The sequence below is a fragment of the Methylobacterium sp. UNC378MF genome, assembly GCF_900103195.1.
In the GTDB taxonomy this organism is placed as follows: domain Bacteria; phylum Pseudomonadota; class Alphaproteobacteria; order Rhizobiales; family Beijerinckiaceae; genus Methylobacterium.
Genome location: NZ_FMWU01000009.1, coordinates 124,147 through 144,462, shown reverse-complemented (window position 1 = coordinate 144,462; position 20,316 = coordinate 124,147). Strand labels below are relative to the sequence as shown.

At 69.2% G+C, this 20,316-nt stretch carries 22 protein-coding genes; 5 read left to right on the top strand and 17 right to left on the bottom strand.

From position 1 onward, the window contains the following. Window positions 1–86: 86 nt before the first annotated feature. Window positions 87–839, bottom strand: a complete 753-nt coding sequence (locus tag BLT59_RS11560; RefSeq protein WP_091779598.1) for a GNAT family N-acetyltransferase — start codon at window positions 837–839, stop codon at window positions 87–89. Between the two features lie 126 nt (window positions 840–965). On the opposite strand from BLT59_RS11560, the gene BLT59_RS11555 reads away from it, so the two are divergent. Together BLT59_RS11555 and BLT59_RS11550 are read left to right on the top strand one after the other, a co-directional pair. After that, complete coding sequence (locus BLT59_RS11555; protein ID WP_091779596.1) at window positions 966–2,393, top strand: alpha/beta hydrolase; 1,428 nt, start codon at window positions 966–968, stop codon at window positions 2,391–2,393. Beyond that, window positions 2,390–3,937 carry a GMC family oxidoreductase gene (locus BLT59_RS11550; protein WP_091779594.1) on the top strand — a complete coding sequence of 516 codons (1,548 nt, stop codon included), beginning with the start codon at window positions 2,390–2,392 and terminating at the stop codon, window positions 3,935–3,937. Before BLT59_RS11555 ends, BLT59_RS11550 begins: the two co-directional genes overlap by 4 nt. Window positions 3,938–3,943: 6 nt before the next feature. On the opposite strand, the gene BLT59_RS11545 is transcribed toward BLT59_RS11550, so the two are convergent. Further along, window positions 3,944–4,660, bottom strand: a complete 717-nt coding sequence (locus BLT59_RS11545) for a GNAT family N-acetyltransferase (RefSeq protein WP_091779592.1) — start codon at window positions 4,658–4,660, stop codon at window positions 3,944–3,946. Beyond that, window positions 4,657–5,283, bottom strand: coding sequence for an FMN-binding negative transcriptional regulator (locus BLT59_RS11540; protein ID WP_091779590.1), 627 nt, complete (start codon window positions 5,281–5,283; stop codon window positions 4,657–4,659). The genes BLT59_RS11545 and BLT59_RS11540 overlap by 4 nt, the downstream gene beginning before the upstream one ends. A 98-nt stretch (window positions 5,284–5,381) precedes the next feature. On the opposite strand from BLT59_RS11540, the gene BLT59_RS11535 reads away from it, so the two are divergent. Next, a complete protein-coding gene (locus BLT59_RS11535) occupies window positions 5,382–6,863 on the top strand; it encodes a MocR-like pyridoxine biosynthesis transcription factor PdxR (protein WP_091779588.1) in 1,482 nt (493 codons plus the stop codon). A 20-nt stretch (window positions 6,864–6,883) separates the two neighbouring features. On the opposite strand, the gene BLT59_RS31255 is transcribed toward BLT59_RS11535, so the two are convergent. The 10 genes from BLT59_RS31255 to BLT59_RS11485 form a co-directional block, all read right to left on the bottom strand. After that, a complete protein-coding gene (locus BLT59_RS31255; protein ID WP_091779586.1) occupies window positions 6,884–7,186 on the bottom strand; it encodes a hypothetical protein in 303 nt (100 codons plus the stop codon). A gap of 325 nt (window positions 7,187–7,511) precedes the next feature. After that, window positions 7,512–8,771: a hypothetical protein gene (locus tag BLT59_RS11525; RefSeq protein WP_091779584.1), complete on the bottom strand. Its 1,260-nt coding sequence runs from the start codon at window positions 8,769–8,771 to the stop codon at window positions 7,512–7,514. 88 nt (window positions 8,772–8,859) lie between these two features. After that, window positions 8,860–9,885, bottom strand: coding sequence for an ABC transporter ATP-binding protein (locus BLT59_RS11520; RefSeq protein WP_091779731.1), 1,026 nt, complete (start codon window positions 9,883–9,885; stop codon window positions 8,860–8,862). An 8-nt stretch (window positions 9,886–9,893) separates the two neighbouring features. Continuing rightward, complete coding sequence (locus tag BLT59_RS11515) at window positions 9,894–10,949, bottom strand: ABC transporter ATP-binding protein (protein WP_091779582.1); 1,056 nt, start codon at window positions 10,947–10,949, stop codon at window positions 9,894–9,896. A 13-nt stretch (window positions 10,950–10,962) separates the two neighbouring features. Next, window positions 10,963–11,898 carry an ABC transporter permease gene (locus BLT59_RS11510; RefSeq protein WP_091779729.1) on the bottom strand — a complete coding sequence of 312 codons (936 nt, stop codon included), beginning with the start codon at window positions 11,896–11,898 and terminating at the stop codon, window positions 10,963–10,965. A 14-nt stretch (window positions 11,899–11,912) separates the two neighbouring features. Then, entirely contained in the window at window positions 11,913–12,866 is a 954-nt protein-coding gene (locus BLT59_RS11505) for an ABC transporter permease (protein ID WP_091779580.1), read from the bottom strand. A gap of 155 nt (window positions 12,867–13,021) precedes the next feature. Continuing rightward, window positions 13,022–14,644 carry an ABC transporter substrate-binding protein gene (locus BLT59_RS11500; protein WP_091779578.1) on the bottom strand — a complete coding sequence of 541 codons (1,623 nt, stop codon included), beginning with the start codon at window positions 14,642–14,644 and terminating at the stop codon, window positions 13,022–13,024. A gap of 107 nt (window positions 14,645–14,751) precedes the next feature. Continuing rightward, window positions 14,752–15,135, bottom strand: a complete 384-nt coding sequence (hpxZ, locus tag BLT59_RS11495; RefSeq protein ID WP_091779577.1) for an oxalurate catabolism protein HpxZ — start codon at window positions 15,133–15,135, stop codon at window positions 14,752–14,754. Beyond that, window positions 15,135–16,532 carry an AtzE family amidohydrolase gene (locus BLT59_RS11490; protein WP_091779575.1) on the bottom strand — a complete coding sequence of 466 codons (1,398 nt, stop codon included), beginning with the start codon at window positions 16,530–16,532 and terminating at the stop codon, window positions 15,135–15,137. Before BLT59_RS11490 ends, hpxZ begins: the two co-directional genes overlap by 1 nt. Beyond that, window positions 16,529–16,723, bottom strand: coding sequence for a DUF4089 domain-containing protein (locus tag BLT59_RS11485; protein WP_091779573.1), 195 nt, complete (start codon window positions 16,721–16,723; stop codon window positions 16,529–16,531). The genes BLT59_RS11490 and BLT59_RS11485 overlap by 4 nt, the downstream gene beginning before the upstream one ends. 809 nt (window positions 16,724–17,532) lie before the next feature. Between BLT59_RS11485 and BLT59_RS11480 the strand changes: the two genes are divergently transcribed. Both BLT59_RS11480 and BLT59_RS31790 read left to right on the top strand, forming a co-directional pair. Next, the gene (locus tag BLT59_RS11480) at window positions 17,533–17,913 is read left to right on the top strand and encodes a DUF6481 family protein (RefSeq protein ID WP_091779571.1); all 381 of its coding nucleotides are present in this window, start codon (window positions 17,533–17,535) and stop codon (window positions 17,911–17,913) included. Between the two features lie 569 nt (window positions 17,914–18,482). Next, on the top strand, window positions 18,483–18,770 hold the full coding sequence (locus BLT59_RS31790; protein WP_091779569.1) for a hypothetical protein: 288 nt from the start codon (window positions 18,483–18,485) through the stop codon (window positions 18,768–18,770). Window positions 18,771–18,785: 15 nt separating this feature from the next. Here BLT59_RS31790 and BLT59_RS11465 read toward each other — a convergent pair whose 3' ends face one another. The 4 genes from BLT59_RS11465 to BLT59_RS11455 form a co-directional block, all read right to left on the bottom strand. Further along, the gene (locus tag BLT59_RS11465; protein WP_091779567.1) at window positions 18,786–18,992 is read right to left on the bottom strand and encodes a hypothetical protein; all 207 of its coding nucleotides are present in this window, start codon (window positions 18,990–18,992) and stop codon (window positions 18,786–18,788) included. Between the two features lie 271 nt (window positions 18,993–19,263). Further along, window positions 19,264–19,383, bottom strand: a complete 120-nt coding sequence (locus BLT59_RS31785) for a hypothetical protein (RefSeq protein WP_244513946.1) — start codon at window positions 19,381–19,383, stop codon at window positions 19,264–19,266. A gap of 155 nt (window positions 19,384–19,538) precedes the next feature. Beyond that, a complete protein-coding gene (locus tag BLT59_RS31780) occupies window positions 19,539–19,694 on the bottom strand; it encodes a hypothetical protein (protein WP_244513945.1) in 156 nt (51 codons plus the stop codon). Between the two features lie 213 nt (window positions 19,695–19,907). Further along, the gene (locus BLT59_RS11455; RefSeq protein ID WP_091779565.1) at window positions 19,908–20,315 is read right to left on the bottom strand and encodes a DUF2934 domain-containing protein; all 408 of its coding nucleotides are present in this window, start codon (window positions 20,313–20,315) and stop codon (window positions 19,908–19,910) included. Window position 20,316: the final 1 nt, after the last annotated feature.

Below are 20,316 nucleotides of genomic sequence, written 5' to 3'. Positions count from 1 at the left end.
CCTGACACGGATGCCCGTCGCTGGACGCGTGACCACTGTTCGGTGAGGTTCGAGCGCCGGAAGCACGTCGCGATCGGCCGTTCGGTTCACTCCGGCTCCGGACCGACCCGATAGTGATAGCGGTACAATTCCCGCTCGAAGCCGAGGGCGCTGTACAGCGCCCGCGCCGGCGTATTCGCGGCGACGACCTGAAGGCAGGCGGCCTCGGCGCCCTCCGCCCGGCCCCAATGTAGCAGTGCGCCAACCGCGCGCCGGGCGTGGCCGCGGCCGCGTAGGGGCTCGGGCGTCGCCACCGCCTCGATCACCAGCAACTCGCGGTCGAGTACCCCGAAGGCGATGGCGCCGATGCCGCTTTCGGCCGCGGCCGCCGCGAAGGCTCGCGGCAGTGCCAGGGCGGCGATGGTGTCGCGGAACACCTTTGCGGCGGCGGAGTCGGCTCGGTTCACCGTATCGCGCAGGGCCAACCAGTCCGGAGCCGGGGCTGCGGCGACCGCCACGCCCGGATCGGGCGCCGCCGGGAGGCCGTCGAGATCGCGGATGAGCGTGCAGGTCTCGTCGACGACGATGTCGTCTCCGTGGGCGAGGAGCGACTCCATCTGAGGTGCGATCGCCGGGATCCGGAAGATCGCGCGCTGTCCAAGACACCGGTAGATCCTGCGTGCGGCCTCGATTGCGGGTTCAGGCGCACCACTCCCGCGCATGGGAGTGATGGAATTCTGCCGCTTCGAACGGCCGCCCGCGGCCCGCAGCAGATAGCCCTGCACCAGGAGCTCGCGCGGGCTCGGCCAGGCGTTCAGGCACGCTTCCTCGACGCGCCAAGCCCGTTCCAAATCCGACATCCCGGCCTCCTTCCGTCGCCGTGATCGCACGCGGTCACGACTTAGCCAACGGGTCCGCCCGCAAGACTTTGACCATGCGGCGTCACGTACGCTTGAAGCATTCTGGCGCCGCGCGATGTCTCCGCGATGTCCGAACCTGAAGTCCTGTTCTGCCTGCACTTTCTGGGTGGCAGTGCCCGAAGTTGGGAGCGTCTCGCACGCACCCTCGACGAGGCGCCGTTGACTTGCGTACCAGTCGATCTGCCCGGATTTGGCGATGCCGCCGGCACGCCGGGCTATTCCGTTGCCGCGATGGCGGATCACGTGGCCGGTGCCATCCGGGCCTACGCGCCCGCGCGCTTCGGGATTGCCGGCCACAGCATGGGGGCCAAGGTCGCCCTGGTCCTCGCGCGGCGCTCCGAGGATGGCGAAGCGGGCTTGGCCGGGCTCACCGATCTCATCCTCGTCTCCGGCTCGCCGCCCAGTCCGGAGCCGATCCCGGACGACAGGCGGGCCAAGATGCTCGCCTGGATCGACGCGGATCCCGAGACCCGGCGGCGCGAGGCGCAGGCCTTCGTGCGCGCGAATGTCGGCGACCGGCTGGATCCGGAGAGCGAGGAACGGGCGGTGGCCGACGTTCTGCGCGCCGCGCCGGCAGCCTGGAAGGCTTGGCTCATGGGGGGCGCGAATGAAGATTGGTGCCGCCGTGTTGGCGTCCTGCGCACCCCGGCGCTGATCCTGGCCGGATCCGAGGATGCCGACCTCGGAGCTGATGCCCAGCAGGCCCTGACGGCGCCCCACCTCGCGCATCACCGCTTCGTGACCGTGGACGGAGCCGGCCACCTCCTGCCGCTGGAGCAGCCCACATTCCTGGCCGCGTGTCTGCGCCGGCATATCGGCGACAGGCCCCGCCGGCCGGTCGAGGCTGCTCCTGAGGTACCGCCGGACTACGCGGCGCTGATCGCCTCCGACCGGGTGAACCGCCGCCTGCGCGCAACACTTGAGGAACGCGCTGCACCGGACGATCCCGCCTATCGGCCCGTCGCTCTCGACGTGGTGGAACTCGCCATCCTGCGGGCCGCTCTCGCTCGAGTGATGCCGGCGCCGCGCCTCGATCTGGCCGCCCGCCTCGACCGGCGACTGGCATCCGGTGATGGTGACGGCTGGCGCTTCTCGGTGCTGCCGCCGGACGCCGAGGCCTACCGCGCCGCCCTGCGCACCCTGGATGCCGCCGCGCGGGCGGCCCATGCCCGTCCATTCGTGGTCCTCGACGCGTCGCAGCAGGATGCGCTGCTCACCCTCAGCCAGCGCGGTGATCTGAAAGTGCCGGACGCGCTCGGTGGCCGGCTGGACGCCGACCGGATGCGGTTCTGGTTCGAGGACCTGCGTGCCGACGCGGTCCGACTCTGGCTTGGCCATCCCGCAGCGCTGGCGCGGATCGGCTTCTCGGGCATTGGGGCGGGCGGCGACCGACCGGGCGAGATCGCCGACGGATTGCCGGGCTTCCACGCCGTCGGGCTCGACGCGCCCGAGCCCTGGGAGCCCCGAGTGCCGCAGGCGGAGGCGGGACGATGAACCTCGCGGGAATGCGGACCTACCGCGCGGACGAGGTCGTCGACGCGGTCGTGGTGGGGACGGGTGCGGGCGGGGCGCCGCTCCTCGCGCGCCTCGCCGCTGCGGGCCTCAAGGTCGTGGCGCTGGAGGCGGGGCCGAACTTCACGCCCGCGCACTACGCCTTCGACGAGACACTGGCAGACGAGATCTACTGGACCGATGAGCGCCTGAGCGGCGGCTCGACTCCGGAGGCCTTCGGCGCGAACAACAGCGGCACGGGCGTCGGCGGCTCGACGCTGCACTGGGGCGCCTTCGTGCCCCGTGCCGATGCTCGAGACCTGCGGCTCCATACGGAGACCGGCGAAGGAGTCGACTGGCCGCTGAATTACGGCGATCTGCTCCCGTACTACGAGCGGGTCGAGCGGTTCCTCGGCGTTTCGGGCCCGCAGAGCTATCCGTGGGATGCCGGCCGGCGCTATCCCCTTCCCCCGGTCCCTCGGAACGGCCCGGCCCAGATCATGGCGCGGGCCTGCGAAGCCCGCGGCATCCGGTGGGCGGACGCGCCCGCCGCCGTGGTCTCGCAGGATTTCCAGTCCGAGGACGGTCCCCGCCGCAACGCCTGCATCAACTGCGGCTTCTGCCACCAGGGCTGCCGCACGGGCGCCAAGGCGAGCATGGATGTGACCTACCTGCCCTACGCGGTGGCGCGCGGTGCCGAGATCCGGGCGGAGGCTGTCGTCCACGGCCTGGAGCGCGGCGCAGACGGCCGGATCACCGGCGTGGTCTACCGCCAGGACGGGGAGGACCGGCGGCAGCTTTGCGGCGCGGTCTTCCTCTGTGCCGGAGCCGTCGAGACGCCGCGCCTGCTGCTCCATCTCGAGCTCGCCAATTCCAGCGGCCAGATCGGGCGCAACTACATGGGCCATGTGGCGACCCAGGTCTGGGGCACCTTCGCGCACGAGGTCCGGATGAATCGGGGCTATCCGTCCTCGCTCATCACCGAGGATTTCATCCGCACCGACGCCGACTTCGCCGGTGGCTACGTGATGCAGAGCCTCGGCGTCGTGCCGGTGACCTTCGGCAACTCGGCGGCGCGGGGGCGCGGCCTATGGGGGAAACCGCTCCTCGACTACCTCGACCGCTACAACTACCTCGCCGGAATCGGCATCAACGGCGAGACCCTCCCTTGCGACGCCAACGTGCTGACCCTCGCGGACGAGACGGACAGGCAGGGCATGCGCAAGGCGCAGATCAGCTTCGGCTACAGCACCAACGAGAACCGTCTCAACGCACACGCCACGAAGGTCATGCGCGACCTCTGGGAGGAGGCCGGCGCCGAGGACATCTGGGTGCTGGAGCGCGTTGCCCATACGCTCGGAACCTGCCGGATGGGCCGCGACGGGACGAGTGCGGTGGTCGACCCGCAGGGCCGCAGCTTCGACATCGACAACCTGTGGATCTGCGATGGCTCGACCTTTCCGAGCTCGCTCGCGGCAAACCCGGCGCTGACCATCATGGCGCTCAGTCTGCGCAGTGCGGAGGCGTTCCTGGTCGGCAGTCTCTGAGGCGCCTCAGGCCGCAGCGGCGCGCAGATCCGCAAGCCCGCGCCGCTGTCGACCCTCCGCGTCGAAATTGGCGGGATCGAGCCAAGCCGCGAAGCCGGCGCGGACCCGCGGCCACTCGGCGTCGGTGATCGAGAACCACGCCGTGTCGCGGGAGCGACCCTTCACCACGACGGCGTTCCGGAAGATGCCCTCGAAGGTGAAGCCCAGTCTCAGGGCCGCCGCCCGCGACGGGGCGTTGAGGCTGTCGCACTTCCACTCGTAGCGCCGATACCCGAGCTCGTCGAAGGCCCGGGCCATCATCAGCGCCATCGCCTCCGTGGCGGCGGGCGCGCGCTGCAGCCGCGGCCCGAAATGGAGATGGCCCACCTCGATCACGCCGTTGCCCGGATCGATGCGGAGATACGAGGCGATCCCGAGGGCGTCGCCGCTCGCGGGATCGAGAATCGTGTGGAACAGCGGGTCCTCGCTCGCCTGCTGCGTCGTCAGGCGCGCCCGATAGATCTCCGCGCTCTCGGGCATCTCGTCGCCGAGATAGGTCCAGCCACGCGTGTCGGGGGCGGCGCTGTAGGTGGCGTAGAGTGCGTCCGCATGGGCGGCTGCGTCGAGCGGGACCAGCCGGCAGTGACGGCCCTCCAGGGGCGCGCGCGGCGGCCGCGGACGCGTGCTCCAATCTGGAAGCGCCGGACCGATGGGCTGGCCGAAGCCGTTGAGGCGCGCGCTCACAGGCCGCTCCGCTCGGCGACTAGACCGGCGAGATCCGCCTCGCCGTCGGCGCGCAGCCCCGCGACGACTCCGTGGCGGTCGGCCTCGGGCCTGTTCTGGCTCATCTTCCATTTCCCCTCGGTTCGCGTGATCGAAATCTCGATGCCGATGATTCCCCGCACCTGCGCGGTCACGAAGGGCTCCGGCGCGTCCGCGACCGCCCACGGTTCGGTCCGGGGCGCCTCGCGCAGGGCGGTGAGATCGGCGATCTGGCGCCTGAGCCAGTCCGCATCCTCGATCACCCGCGGCCGGCCCCAGGCGTGGACGGTGGCGTAGTTCCAGGTCGGGACCACCCGGCCGTGCTCGCGCTTGCTGGCGTACCAGCTCGGCGTGACGTAGCCCTGCGGCCCCTGGAACACCACCAGGCACTCTTCCGCGGCGACGAGATCCTGCCCCTGCGGGTTGGCGCGGGCGAGATGCGCCCGCAGCACCCCGTGGGAACCGGAATCGTCCAGCAGAAACGGGATCGGATTGGCGGTCAGGCCGCCCGCGCCCGCGGTAACCAGCAGGCCGAGGGGATAGGCGCGGATCAGCGCGTGCTGCGCGGCTCGCGAATCGTCCCGGAACTGTGGCGGCTGGTACATGGGCCTGTCCTGCGGCGGTCTTGCAGGACCGTGCTTGACCATTCGGCGGTCCAGGCGAAAGGTCCAGTTTTCCAACTGCCGCTGGACCACTTTGCGCCATGGCTCGGCTCCCCCTGCCCCTGACGCTAACCCTCGACGCCGCGGCCGCGACGCCGCTGCACGCACAGCTTCGGGAGGGTCTGCGCGCGGCGATTCTCGATCGTCGCCTGCCGCGCGGAGCACGGCTCCCGGCCTCGCGGGTCCTGGCGGCCGATCTCGGCTGCGCGCGCGGGACTGTCGTCCTGGCGCTGGAGCAACTCACCGCCGAGGGTTATCTGACGGCGCGGCAGGGCTCGGCGACGCGCGTCGCCGCGACCCTGCCGGACGACGCACTCCCCGCGCCGTGTCCGATCCGGCGACCGGGTGCCGAGCCGGCCCCGAACCTGTCGCACCGGGGCACCCGGCTCGTGGCTGCCCCGGTACGGCGCTACATGGCGGGGCCGGGCGTGCCCGACGCCTTTGCCCTCGGCCGGCCGGCTCAGGACGCCTTCCCGTTCGAGGTCTGGGGCCGCCTGCTTCAGGCCGAGTGGCGTCACGGCCCGACCGAGCAGCCTGATCCGCGCGGCTCGCCGGCCCTGCGCGGCGCCATTGCCGCCTATCTGGCGCAGGCGCGCGGCGTCGCCTGCGAGGCCGACGACGTCATCGTCACGGCGGGCATCCGCCAGAGCCTGCGCCTGTTGGCCGAACTGCTTCTCGATCCCGGCGAGACCGCGCTGGTCGAAGAGCCCGGCTTTCCCGGCATCGCACAGGCCCTCGCCAGTGCCGGCCTGCGCCCGATCCCTGTCGCGGTCGGTCCGGGCGGCCTGCCGGTGACCCTGGCCGCCAAGCCGGCGCCCGGAGCGCGGCTCGCGGTGGTGACGCCGGCACATCACTACCCCCTCGGCCACGCGATGAGCTTGGCGAACCGCCTCGATCTCCTGGCCTGGGCCGAAGCAGTCTCTGGATGGATCGTCGAGGACGATTACGACGGAGCCTACCGCTATGCCGGGCGCCCACTGGCGCCGCTTCGCACTCTCGATCGCGGCGGCCGGGTAATCTATGTCGGCAGCTTCTCGAAGCTGCTGCTCCCCGCCCTCGGCCTGAGCTATCTCGTGCTGCCGCGCGGCCTCGTGGCGCCCGTCAACCAGGCCCTCGCGGAGACGGGGCCGGCCCCGCCCGGGATCGGCCAATGGGCGCTGGCGCGGTTCATCGAGGACGGACATCTCGCCGGCCATCTCCGCCGGACCCGCCGCCTCTACGCGCTGCGGCAGGAGGCGTTGGTGGAGGCCGCACGCCGCCACGCCGCGGATCTCGTCGCAATCGCCCCGATGGAGGGCGGGATGCATGTCATCGCCCGCCCCGGGGCGGCCTGGGACGCTTCCCTTACCGACGTGGCCGCCGCGGCGGCGCTTGGGCAGGCTGGGATCTCCGCGGTCGCCCTCTCGGCCTATCATGCCGGGCCGGCGGAGCCGGGATTGCTGCTCGGTTACGCCGCCGTGCCGGAGCGGGCGATCGATCCGGCCGTTCGCCGCCTCGCGGAGACCCTGCGCGCCCTCCCCTGACATCCGTGGCGCGGTGCCGTTCACCCCCGCGGCGTCACCGTGACCACGGCACGCCCGTGGACAGACCGCACGTCCAAGCTCCGCAGGGTCTTCATCCGGACGGTCGCGCCGCGACCCGGCGCAACGCGCACCACCCGCCGACCGTCGATGCGCAAGCTGAAGACACCGTCGCCGGTGATCCGCAGCGCTGACGCGCCCTGAAACGAGGCGAGCGCTACCACCGTCCAGCCGGACTGAACCGCGATCCTGACCGGAGCCGGAAGCGCGGTCCGTTTGCCCAGCGCCAACCATGCGAGTGCGCCGACGGTCATCAGCGCCAGCACGACCCGGCGCGGCCTCGGTGCCCGACGGTGCCGTCGAGACGGGGCGCCCGTGGGCGGCGGTGGATGCGCGACGGCTGCCGGGGCGGATGGCGCCTCCGCGCTGACCGGTTCGTCCGGTACCGGCGACGGCACCAGATGGAAGCTCACCGCGGGCGCCGGGTCTGCCGGCGCCGGTTTTACGGGAGCGTCGTCCGGTCCGGATCGCTGCGGCTCCTGGGACGCCCCGCAGAAGGGGCAGAATTGGACCGCGACGTAATGGCCGCGTCCGCAGGCGCTGCAATGGCGGATCGGCGATAGAGGGGCTGCGGTCACAGCGTTTGCGCAGTCAGTGCACGATCGCGCCCGTTTCCATAAACCGGCCTAGGCGCTCGATCAGCGGCACGACCATCACCCTGTCGAGCTGCGGCAGCAACCCGTGCCGGGCATGGGCGACGTTGGCCTGGGCCTGGTCCCGGGCCATGCGCTGCCAGCGCACCCGGTCGTCCCGGCAAGCGGACCAGGCCCGCTCGATCGACCGGAACACGAGCGGCAGGCGCTCGGCCGGATCGGCCACGAGATCGTAATGGTGATCGATCAGGCCACCGAAGGTTTGGAACCCCAGTTCGGACAATCGTTCGACGGCACGCGGCGCGCCTACCATCACGAAGGGAAGGCCCGTCGCAGCCGCCTTCAACGACTTCTCGGTGATGCGCTCGACGCCCAATTCGAAGAAGTCGGTTTCCGAGATCACGGTCAGGTCGCAATCCGCATAGGCCTGAGTGTCGAGGGTCATCACCATGTCGGTGCGCTGATCGGCATCGATCCGCTGCGCCCGGCGCGGAATCCAGCTACCGATATCGGCGAGCAGCGTCCCGAAGGCCGCCTCGATCTCCGGGGGGGCGTGGAAGACGTTGATACCGCCCGCCTTCGGGTTGTCCTCGCCAATGCCGTGGAAGGATATCAGCCCGTCGCGGTCGAGCCCGCTGAGCTGGAACCAGCGGTACAGTAGCACCCGGTGCCAGCGCAGAGCCGCGTTCTGGCAGAGGAAGCGGGCTGGCCCGGAGGCGCGGGCGAAGGGCGTGTAGCCGGTGCGGTCGAGGGGATGTTGGGGGAAGAGCCGCGGGCCCGCCTCGGCGTCGAGCCAGAGGGCAACCTGGAGCGGGAAGAAGTCGAAGGTCCAGAACCGCAGGCCCTCGCCGTAGTGCCGCTCGTAATCGAGCCGCAGCAGCCGGTTCTGCGTGACCAGGATAACTCGATCGCGCGGGATGCCGAGACCCGCGAGGTTGCGGTGGAGCGCCTCGAACGTCGGCGCGTGCAGGCCCGGTCCCTCGTTCGAAAGGTCGAGGAGCAGCGCGGCGCGCCCGGCGCGGAGGTTCTCCGCATCCCCAGGCTCAAGGAGGTCGAGGCGGCCGTTCAGCTCCGGGAAGCCCAAGCGCACAAAATCCAGGACAGGCAGGCAGAGCACGTGATTCGCCGCGCCGGGCTGGGCCGTGACGGCAATACGCTTGCCCAGCCAGCCGAGCGCCGCGAGCAGGAAATGCCCGCCCTCGCCCCGCGGAACGAGCAGGATCTCGGTAGGAACTCGCTCGGAAAGGACTTGGCTCATCGTGACGCCCGATCGGCGGGTTCGATCGCGGTCCGCCGCCGTGGAACCGCGCCGAGCCGGATAAAGCCTCGGCGCGGGGGCGTCGAGATCAGGCCGGGACCGGCTCCGCCGCGCGCACCGGCGTTGGGCCGGCTCGGTACGCCTCCGCGGCCTCCTCGGTCCGCCAGCATGCGACGTGGTGACCGGGCGCGATCTCGGCGACCGGCGGCATCTCGCGGCGGCACCGCTCCTCGGCCAGGAAGCAGCGCGGCGCGAAGGGACAGCCCGGTGGACGGTTCGCGAGATCCGGCGGGCTGCCCGGGATGGTCTCGAGCCGGGAGCCCTTGGCCAGCGCCCCTTCCGCCCGGCTGCGCAACAGGCCGATCGTATAGGGATGGTGCGGGTTCAGGACGACCTGATGGGCGGTGCCGGTCTCGACGATCTTGCCCGCGTACATCACGGCGATCCGGTCGGCGACCTCCACGGCCGCGCCGAGATCGTGCGTCACGATGATGATCGACAGACCGAGATCGCGCTGCAACTCGCGCAGGAGCAGCAGCACCTGAATCTGCACCGTGGCGTCGAGCGCCGTCGTCGGCTCGTCGGCGAGCAGCACCTGCGGCCGGCAGGCGAGCGCGAGCGCGATCATGGCCCGCTGGCGCATGCCGCCCGACATCTCATGCGGGTAATTGTCGAGCCGCCGCTCGGGACTCGGGATCCGCACCCGCTCGAACAGGGCCAGGGCACGCTTGCGGGCCTCGTCCTTCGACATCTTCTCGTGGCGCAGGATCGCCTCGGTGATCTGCCGGCCGACCGTATAGACGGGGTCGAAGGCGAGCAGCGGCTCCTGGAAGATCATCGAGACGTCGCCGCCGCGGAAATCGGCGAGCTGGCGCTTGGTCAACGCCTGGACGTCCTTGCCGGCTGCCAGGATCCGGCCCTCGATGCGGCTGCGGCCTTCCGGGAACAGCCGCAGGATCGCGCGGAGCGTCACGCTCTTGCCCGAGCCGGACTCTCCGATGAGCGCCATCGCCTGTCCGCGTTCCACGGTCAGGTCGACGCCGTCGACCACCTGCACCTTGCCGAAGGCGACGCGCAGGTCGTTGAGCGCGACGGCGGGTTCTGAAGGAGGCATCGGCGTGCTCATGCGGCGATCGCTGGAATGGGCGCCGCGGAATGGCCGGAGCCGGGCTGCCGGGCGAGACAGGCGACGCGGTGCAGCGGCTGGATCCCGTCGAGCGGCGGTTCCGTCTGACTGCAGATGTCCTCTGCGAGAGCACAGCGCGGGTGGAAGCGGCAGCCCGTGGGCGGGTCGATCGGGTTCGGCGGGTCGCCCGCCAGCAGCGCCACCTGTGTGCGGTTATCGGGATCGAGGGAGGGCATCGAGGCGAGCAGCGCCTCGGTGTAGGGATGAGCCGGCGCATCGAGCACCGTGTCGGAAGGGCCGATTTCGGAGACTCGGCCGAGATACATCACCATCACCCGATCCGAGATGAATCGGACCACGTTCAAATCGTGGCTGATGAAGATGTAGGTCAGGCCGAACTCGGCCTTGAGGTCGAGGAGCAGGTTGAGCACCTGCGCCTCGACCGACTTGTCCAGCGCCGAGACCGCCTCGTCGAGGAGCACCAGCCGCGGCTCCAGCGCGAGGGACCGGGCGATGTTGACCCGCTGGCGCTGGCCGCCGGAGATCTCGTGGGGGTAGCGACCGGCGAAGCGCTTCGGCTCCAGCCCGACCCGGGCGAGCAGTCCGCGGGCGCGCTCCACCGCTTCTCGGCCGGGCACGCCGTTCACCTTCGGACCGAAGGCGATCGACTGCTCGACGGTCATGCGCGGATTGAGCGAGGCGTAGCTGTCCTGGAAGACCATCTGGACTTGGCGGCGGTAGGACCGCCAGGGCATGGCGCGCTCGCCGACCGCCTGCCCATCGTAGAGCAGGCCGCCGGAATCGCGCTCGATCAGGCCCATCAGCAGCTTGGCGGTGGTGGACTTCCCGCAGCCGGATTCGCCGACGATGCCCAGCGTCTCGCCCTTGAGGACATCGAAGTCGACGCCATCGACGGCGCGGACAACCTGCTTCTTCCCGCCCGCCTTGCGGACCGGGAAGTGCTTGGTGAGGCCCGAGACCGACAGGAGCGGCTGAGCGGGGCCACCACGGTCGCGGGCGAACGGATCGGAGGCGTCCGGGATGACGCTCACTGGCGAATCTCCGTCATTGGCGGATTTCCATGGCGGCGCGCAGGCCGTCCGAGAACAGGTTGAAGGCGATCGAGACGACGAAGATGCACACCCCCGGCAGGGCGGCGACGACCGGATTGACGTAGATCGCGGTGCGGAGGGTGTTGAGCATGAGGCCCCATTCGGGCTCCGGCGGACGCACGCCGAGGCCGAGGAACGAGAGGCCTGAGGCCAGGATCATCGAGACCGAGATCAGGCTGGTCGAATAGACGAAGATCGGCCCGACGACGTTCCCCAGGACCTGCACGCGCATGATGGTCAATGCCGAGGCGCCCGAGAGCTTGGCGGCATCGATGTAGTCGCGCCGGCGGATGCCGGTGGTGACGCTCTCGGCCACCCGGGCGATCTGGGGCACGAACACGCATGTCAGCGACACGATCGAGTTGAAGATCCCGGCGCCGAGGGCGCCAGACAAGGCGATTGCGAGGAGCACCGACGGGAAGGCGAAGAACACGTCGATGGTTCGCATCAGGATCGTGTTGGTCCAGCCGCCCACGTAGCCGGCCAGGATCCCGATGCCCGATCCGATGACGAAGGCGATCAGGACCGGGGTGACGCCGATGAACAGCGACAGCCGCGAGCCCAGCATCAGCCGGCTGATCATGTCGCGGCCGAGTTCATCTGAGCCCAGCCAGTAGGTCGCGTCGCCGACATGCTTGAGGCGGCGCAGCATGGAGCCCTTGTAGGGGTCCATCGGCGTGATCCAGGGCGAGAGGATCGCGACGAGTACGACGATCAGGATCACGGCCCCGGCGCCCATGGCGACGGGGTCGCGCACCAGCCGGTGGCCGACATGGCCCCAGAAGCCGCGCGATGGAGCAAAGGCGGCCTCGGGACCGTGGGTCACGTCCTCGGCGGCGAGTACGCTGCCGTCGAGGGCGACGGAGGCCGCGGTGACGGGAGCAGTCATCATCGGGCTCCGTCTCAGGCGCGCTCGATGCGCGGGTCGAGGGCGGTCTGCATGACGTCCACCAGGAGGTTGAGGAGCACGAAGAACATCGCCAGCACGAGGATCGAGCCCTGCAGCAGGGGCAGATCCCGCTGGAAGATCGCGGCGTTGAGGAGGAAGCCGGTGCCTGGCCACGCGAAGACGGTCTCGACCAGGATCGAGCCGCCAAGCAGGTAACCGAGCTGGAGGCCCATGATGGCGAGCGCCGTCGGGGCAGCGTTGCGCACCACGTGCCGGAACACGCCGCGCTCATCCATGCCTTTGGCGCGGAGCGCCTCGACGAAATCCTGGGACAGGATGTCGGCGACCAGTGCCCGAACGGTTCGGGCGATGATGCCCATCGGGATCACCGACATCGTGAAGGCCGGCAGGATCAGATAGCGCAGGTGCTCAAGGTCGGGCCGCCAGTTGCTCGAGCCGTCGGGCCCGGCGCCGGTCGGCGGCAGCCAGCCGAGCGTCGCCGAGAACACGATCACCAGCACCATGCCGAGCCAGTAATGCGGCACGCTCACGCCGAAGACCGACAGCGCGGAGGCCGCCCGGTCGGCGAGCGAATTTCGGTGGTAGCCCGCCACGAAGCCGAACAGGGTGCCGAAGGTGAAGCCGATCACCGTCGCCACGGAGGCCAGGATCAGCGAGTTGACCACCGCGCGGCTGACCTCGCCCAGCACGGGCCGTCCGGTCGCGATGGAGACGCCGAGATCGCCGTGAAGCACGTGCCACAGCCAGATCAGGTACTGGACCGGCAGCGGCTTATCAAAACCGTAGGCGGCCCGCATCTCGTCGATGGTGGCCTGCGTGGCGTCGGCCGGCAGCACCGCGCTCAGCGGATCGCCCGGAGCGAGATGGACGAGGAGGAAGCAGACCACGCTGACCCCGAACGCTACGGGCGTCACGTAGACCAGTCGTTTGAGGATGTAGAGCAGCATTCAACGCCCTGTGTCACGCGAACAAGTCTATTTCCCTCACCCTGTCGGGAAAGGGCAGAGGTGGGGGTGGCGCAGGTGGCCCAAGACGCCGCATCCTGAATTACCCTCACCTCCGGATCCTCCCCGCAAGGGGGAGGAGAGAGTAGTCCCGTTCGCTACCGCCCCGCTGTCGCGATGGTGATCTTCGAAAAGTCCTGGAACCAGTTCTGCGCCTGTACGAAACCCTTTACCTTGGGACTCATCGCCCGCGGGTTCACGTCGTGGGTGATCATGACGAACAGCGCGTCGTCAACATACTTCTCGTGGACTTTCTCGAGGACCTTCGTCTGCTCGGCCTTGTCGAAGGTGTTGCGGACCTGATCGAACAGCTTGTCCATCGCCGGATCGCAGTAATAGCCCCAGTTCGTGCCGTTCGGTGGAGCGAAGTTGCATTGCAGGTGGCGGATGAAGCCGGTGAACGGGTCCTGGATGAAGTACGAATAGTTGATTGCCGAGACGCCGCGGGAGATGTCGGCCTTGGCGCCAGCTCGCCAGATGTTGATCAGGGTGTTCCACTCGACCACCTCGTAGTCGACCTGAATGCCGACGTCGGCGAGGTTCTGCTGCACGAATTCGTTCATCGGCAGCGGCTGCATCTGGCCGGATCCCGAGGCGGAGATCGCGACCTTGAGCTTCAGCGGCTTGGCCGGGCTGTAGCCTGCCTCGGCGAGGAGCTTCTTGGCCGCCTCTGGGTCGTATTTGACGTCGAAGGTCGGGTGGCCGAACCACTGGTGGCCCGGCGGCATGAAGCCCTTGGCCGGGATCGCAAGACCGCCGAGCAGCTCTTTCAGGCCCTCACGGTCGATGGCCAGGTTGGCGGCCTTCCGCACGCGGATGTCGTTCCAGGGCGAACCTTCGACCCGCGACAGGTGCCACGTCCAGTTATGCGGGTAGGCGTTGGTGATGATCGTGAACCCGGCGCCCTTGAGCGACGCCACGGAATCCGGCGCGGGTGCCTCGATCCAGTCGACCTGGCCTGAGCGGAGCGCCGCGGTCCGGGCATTGGGTTCGGGCAGCGGGATGAGCACGAGCTTGTCGAGCTTCGGGACGCGGTTCGTGTCCCAGTACTCCTTGAACGGCACCATCTCGGCCCGCTCGCGTGGTGCGAACAGGGTGAGCTTCCACGGGCCGGTTCCAGAGGGCTGCTTGGCGAAGGCGTCCCAAGACTTGCCGAGCTTCTCCCATTGGGCCGGCGACGACATCATGATCCAGGCGATCTGGTAGGGCAGCGTCGCGTCGGGGGCCTTGGTGGTGATCTCGACGGTGAGCGGGTCGACCACCCGGTAGCTCGCGACGGCCGGGATGCGGGTCTTGCCCTGCGCGGACTGGCGCGGGTCGTATTGCGGCGCGTCGGCCTTCAGGAGCTTGTCGAGGTTCCAGACCACCGCGTCGGCGGTGAAGTCCGAGCCGTCGTGGAATTTCACGCCCGGCCGGAGCTTGAAGGTCCACTTGGTCTTGTCGGTGGCGTCGACGCCCCAGCTGGTGGCGAGCCCCGGCACGAGGTCGGAGGCCAGCTCGGCGCTCGACAGGTCCCAGTTGATGAGGCCGTCATAGACCGTGTAGCCCATGAACCGCATGCCCTCGCCGCCGTTGTCGGTCTGGCCGGTGGTCAGCGGGATGTCGGAGGCGGTCATGCCGATCCGCAGCGTCCCCTGCGCGAGGGCAGCGGTGCTCGCGGAGAGCGCCAGGGCGCCGGCCAGCGCCGCACGGGCGCCCAGTTTTCTCAGACGGGAGAGCATCTTGGGTCGGGTACTCGCGTTGGTCCGCGCCAGACGGCGCGGAATACGCTCGACCTTATGCAAGCCCGCGGCCACACGCCCCGGGCGGGGCGCGGGCCGCACCGCGGCTACTCCGCGTCGATCAGGCTCACGTGGGCCGCGACCACCCGCCAACCTTCCGGGAAGCGCGCCCAGGTCTGGCTCTGACGGCCGATCTTGCCGGGCGCGCCCGCGCGGGTGAACAGCGTCATGGCGGTGGCGAAATCCCGCCCGTAGGTGGTGACCTGCGTCTGCGCCAGGGTGCGCTCCAGGCCCACCGGCGAGCGCGCCCGGCGGAACGCACGGATCGCGTCCATGCCGTAGAGGTTCTCGCCGATGCCGTACCGGATGGTCAGCGGGTCGTCCCGGAACAGGGCTTCCAGCGTCGGAACGTCGTTTGTGGTGAGCGCCGTTTCGTAGGCCCAGAAGGCGGCCACGACTTCGGCTTTCACGGCGGGGTCGTCAATGACCATCAGGAAAGCTCCGCGATCGGTGCCGTGCTGACGCCGGTTCGTTCGAGATGACGCGCCACGCGGAAGACAAGATCTTCGCGCCAGGGAGCGGCGATCACTTGGACCCCAAGCGGCAATCCGGCGTCGAGCCGGATCGGCGCAGCCAGGACCGGGAGGCCGATGAACGAGATCGGCTGGGTGAATACTCCGATGTTGGCCCGCACCGGAAGCGTGACGCCGTCGAGGACGAAGTGGGTCTGGCCGCCCTTCGGCGCCCGGCACGGTGTGGCCGGAGCCAGGATCACGTCGACGGTCTCGAACACCTCGAGCACGCGCGTTCGATACCAGCGGCGGAAGCGTTGCGCCCGCTCTACATGCGCCGCCGGGATCATCGCCCCAGCGATCAGCCGGTCCCGCACTGCCGGGTCGAAATCCTGCGGCCGCGTCCGCAGGCGGTCGAGGTGGAGCGTCGCGCCCTCCGCCGCGGTGATCAGGTAGGCGGCCGCGCGTGCACGGTGCGCCTCGGGCAACTCCACTCTGCGTTCCGCCTCCAGGGCCTCGGCGGCGCGCGCAACCGCAGCGAAGGCCTCCGGATCACCGCCGCGGGCGAAGTGGCCGCCAGCCACGGCGATCCGCAGGCCATCGATGCCGCTTTCCAGCGCGGACAAGACCGGCTCTGCCGGACGTGGAGCCGCCACCGGATCGTCGGGATCGGGCCCCTGCATCGCGTCGTAGGCAAGCGCAAGATCGGTCACGCTTCGTGCCATCGGCCCTAGATGGTCGAGGCTGCCCACGAAGGGGAAACTTCCCGCGCGCGTCAGACGGCCGTAGGTCGGCTTGAGGCCGAAGCAGCCACAGAAGGCCGCCGGAACGCGGATCGACCCGTTGGTGTCAGAGCCCAGTGTCAGGGGCACCATGCCGGCCGCGAGGGCCGCACCCGAGCCGCCGGAGGAGCCGCCGGTCATATGGTCGAGGGCGTGCGGGTTGTGTGCATCGCCGTCGTGGACGTTCTCGCCGGTGAAATCGTAGGCGTACTCGCCCATATTGAGGCCGCCCACCAGGATCGCCCCCGCCGCTTCGAGACGCCGCACCAGGGCACCGTCCCGCTCGGCGGGAGGCCGCTCCCGATTGATCTTTGATCCGGCACGGGTCGGGAGGCCCGCGATGTCGATCAGGTTCTTCACCGCGAAGGGCACGCCGGCGAGCGGTCCCGGCACCGCGCCGCCGCGGAGCGCCGCATCCTGCGCATCGGCCCGGGCCAAGGCGCGGGCGGCCAGCACGTCGGTGAAGGCGCCGACCCGACCGTCAAGCCGCCCGATCCGCTCCAACGAACCCATCACGCTCTGTCGTGCGGTGGCCTGACCGCTGGCAATCGCCGCGGTGATCGTGACGGCCGTCCGCGAATCGTTCGCAGTCACGCTTCGAACCTCGGTGCCGCATCGGCCTCGTCGCCCAGGGGGAAATCCTCGACCAGCTCGGCCGCCGCGGCCAGGACCCGAAGATTGGCGGTAACCGGCGCGATCCACATCGGATCAAGATTGAGGCCGAGAAGAGCGGCGGCAGCCTCGGCATAGGTCACGGGATCGAAGGCCGTGCGTGTCTCAAGCATCGCTGTCCTCAGGCTGGATGCGGCAAGCGCTGTTGGAATGCCAAGCAGGCCTCGTGCCGCGAAAAGCCCCGGCCTCCACCTGTGCCGCTCGACGTTGCTGCCTTCATTTTAGGCATTTTCGGCTGCGATGTCGGAGTGGGCAGAGCAGTGAGGCAGGAATGCACAGTCAGAGAGCAGACCCTAGCGGAAAAATTTCGGGCGCGGCGTCGTACCGGCTTCCGGAGTAGATCGACTGCCCCTTCTCGCAGCCCCGTGGCAGAAACGCTGCGGATTTTGCAGATCTGCTTTGTGATACAAGAATAGGTCATCCCGCGCGACGTTCACGCCACACAGGATCGACTTGGTCGATTATGATTGGCCTGCGCCCACCTGAGCGCCTGCTCCCATCCTTGTCCGAAGCTTGTGCACGATCTATCTATCTTGCGCAGCGCTTTTCGGGGCGTGATGATGCAATCCCACCCCTGCTGCTCTGAGCTGTTCGCTGGGTCGATGGTTTGAGGTTTTTGGGCATCGCCGGTCGAAACTTTTACAGAGATCGCGTGCTTTGTCGCTGCAGCGGCCTCCTGCGCAGATCCTGACGATTGCATCGCGCGTGAAGCTCTGATTAAGGGCTTTGCGTTTTTCGAACCCTGGTCCGACCCGAGCGCTCGGTCGAACGCCGAGCGCTCGGGTCGGACCATCGGCAGTACCGATGGATCGATGCGGTTCCGAGGCGCGGGGACGGCGTTGGAATCTGCAGACTGAGTACGTGCCCGGCTTCGCCGGATGTTCCCGCTACACGCGAGACGTACCAAACCGAGAAAGGTCATATGAGCGCATTCGACTACAGGAATTTCGACGACCGCCGCCAGAATTCGCAGAACGCCAAGGCCGCTTTGCTGGCCAAGTTCAAGGCGCGCCCGCCGGCCGACGACCCGGACGTGATTGCCAAGGCCAAGGCGCGTGCCGAGATCGCCAAGGCTCGGGATGAGCGCCTCCGCGAGCGCGAGGCCGCCCGAATCGCCGCCGAGCGGCAGGCCGCCGAGGAAAAGCGCCAACGGGAGGAGGCGGAACTCGCCGCCCAGCTCGCCCGCGAGGCTGCTGAACTTGCAGCGGCGCAGGAGCGCAAGTCGGCCGAGCTGGCCTCCAAGAAGGCGCAACGCGATGCGCGTTACGCGGCCCGCAAGGCGAAGGTCAAGACCAAGCGCTGATTGCGGACCGGTGGCTCATCCGAAGCTCTGGAGCCCGCGACGCCCGCCCGCAAGGCGGGCGTCGTTGCATCTAAGGTTGGTGTCTAACGCCGGAAACCAACGGGCGCCTCGGCGCGTTGGGCGCTGCTGAACCCGCTATGCGCTGATGCGGCGTGGGTGGCAGAGGCCGTGATGCGATCCCGACCAATATTGGCGCTTGTTCTGGGTGCTCTGACACTCGCCGCGCCGTCAGATCCGCGGGCGCGGGAGGCGGATTCGGTGGTCGCCTGCGAGACGTTGATCTCGGCACGCCGGATCGATGCGGCCTCCGGGGCTGCCGCCCCTGCTCCCTCGGAGGCCGGCTGCCACCACATACCGCGCGGCGACGTCGGCCCCGTCGAGCAACGGGCGCTGATCGGTAGCACACCCTATGAATGCGTGATTGTCGCCAATGCGGGACGATGCCTGTGGCTCGTGCCCTGAGTCGAGCCAGAAATCGATTTTGCGAGGCCCCGTACTCTGACCAAGCTTTCCTGGTAAGCGCGGCGCGCTATTTCGGCCTCTCGAGTGAGTGAGGTCCGAACGTCAGTATGCCGAGTACCCTGGCGAGCACGCGTAAATTGGTATTCGCCTCAGCCTGTATCGTCTCGGCTCTGATATGCGGGGCTGCCCGAGCAGAGCCGCCGATCCGGAGCCCCGAGGACGCGGCGTGCCGCAACGAGGCCCGCGCCAAGGTCTTTTCCGCGCCGAATCCTCAAGGGCTGGAACTCGAAGAGATCGGGCGACGCATCTACTTCGCCTGCATGAGCCGCGTTGCACAGGCGGCCTCGCCGCCGGTGAAGCGCGGAAGCCGGCGTCATCGACACCGGCGGCCTTGATCCGCGACGTTGCGCTCAGGCGTCGAGCGGCGCACCGATCCGGGCGCGAAGTCGGAGGCGTAGGGCCTCGTTGCCACCCTCGGCTTCGAGCGCGGCCATCAGGCGGAGCAACTGGCTCAGCGGTGTCGACCGGCTCTCGACTGCATCGGCGATCTGCTCCGACAGCGTCTTGGCGGCCGGTACGAAGCGCGGTGCCGGGCTGGCCTGGTGAGTCTGGGGCATGCGAGGCGCTTGTCCTTCGAAGGAATCCAGATTGGCGGGCGGGTCGCTACGCCTTTCAGTCGTTCGGTACCAGCCCCTTTCGCGTGAATACGTAGCCGGCATCGCTCCGCGTTACCCTCCGGCAACAGCGCGGCGGGAAAGTGTGGACGACGGTGGCACTTTCGCAAAAGCTGCTTGCCCAGGCGCAATTCAGCTGCCGGCGAGCGGCGACTGCGCGAATCGGTTGTTTAGATCCTGCGGGTCACGGTCCATCGCCACGCAGACGGCTGCGTTAGGATCCGCCTCCGGAAAGCCGCCGCAGACAGAGTCCGATCGTGCCCAGGCCTGCTTTCGCGGCAGCCTCGGCATCGTAGGACGTGTCGCCGACGCCGCCGATATCGTCGTGCGTCATACGGTCCAGCTGCTTCAGGGCGACTTCGAGCCTGTCGGGGTGCGGCTTCGGTCGGTGTCGTCCGAACTCGTGGCGACATTGACCAGGTCGGCGATCCTTAAGATCTCAGTGTAGCGCTCGACCTCGGAGCGCCTTCCCGATGAGGTGAGCGCAATCTACGGGCCGGCGGCGCGGATCCGTTCGAACAGCGGCCGGACACCGGGGAAGGGCCGAGCCTCGGACAGGGAGCGCCGCTTGAACAGGTCCGAGCGGTAGGCCGCGATCGTTTCCCTTTCCTGCTCGATCCGCTCCTCCAACGGGAAGACGGGCATCAGTTCGCCGCCTTTACCGATCTGGCGGCGGACCTCCGTGAAGTCGGTCGTGAGCCGAAATGCGCGAAGCCTCCACCCAGGCGCGCCAGGCCGGACAACCTGTCGGGTGTCGGCCTGTTCCGTCCGGTCGGGGCGCGCGAACGGAAGAAGCCCGCCCCTGCACAAGGGACGGGCTTCGGAGAGGGGCTCGGCAACGCGGAAGCGTCGGGTCCGTCAGTGCATCGAGGCCGGGGTGCGGGCGGGCTTCGCCTTCGCGGCGAGGCCTGCGGTAACGGCGGCCTTGGAGGCCCGGGCGGGCTTCGGGGCGGCCGGCTTCGCCGCGGCCTTCACGGGCGGCGCCTTGGTGGCTGCCGGCTTTGCGGCCGCAGGCTTGACGGCGGCAGGCTTAGCGGAGGCGGTCTTGGATGCGGCCGGCTTCGCGGTACCGGACTTCGCAGCGGCGGCCCTGGCGGGCTTCAGTGTCTCGATCGTCTCGGATGCCGGGGCAGCCGCGACGATCGTGTTCGCGCGCAGTTCGGCTTCGGCGCGGATCCAGTGGGCAGCAGCCTGCCCGTGAACCCGGCCTTCGTTCTCCCAGATGTAATAGGCGCACTCGCGCACGTGGTGCTCGCTGATCAGCATG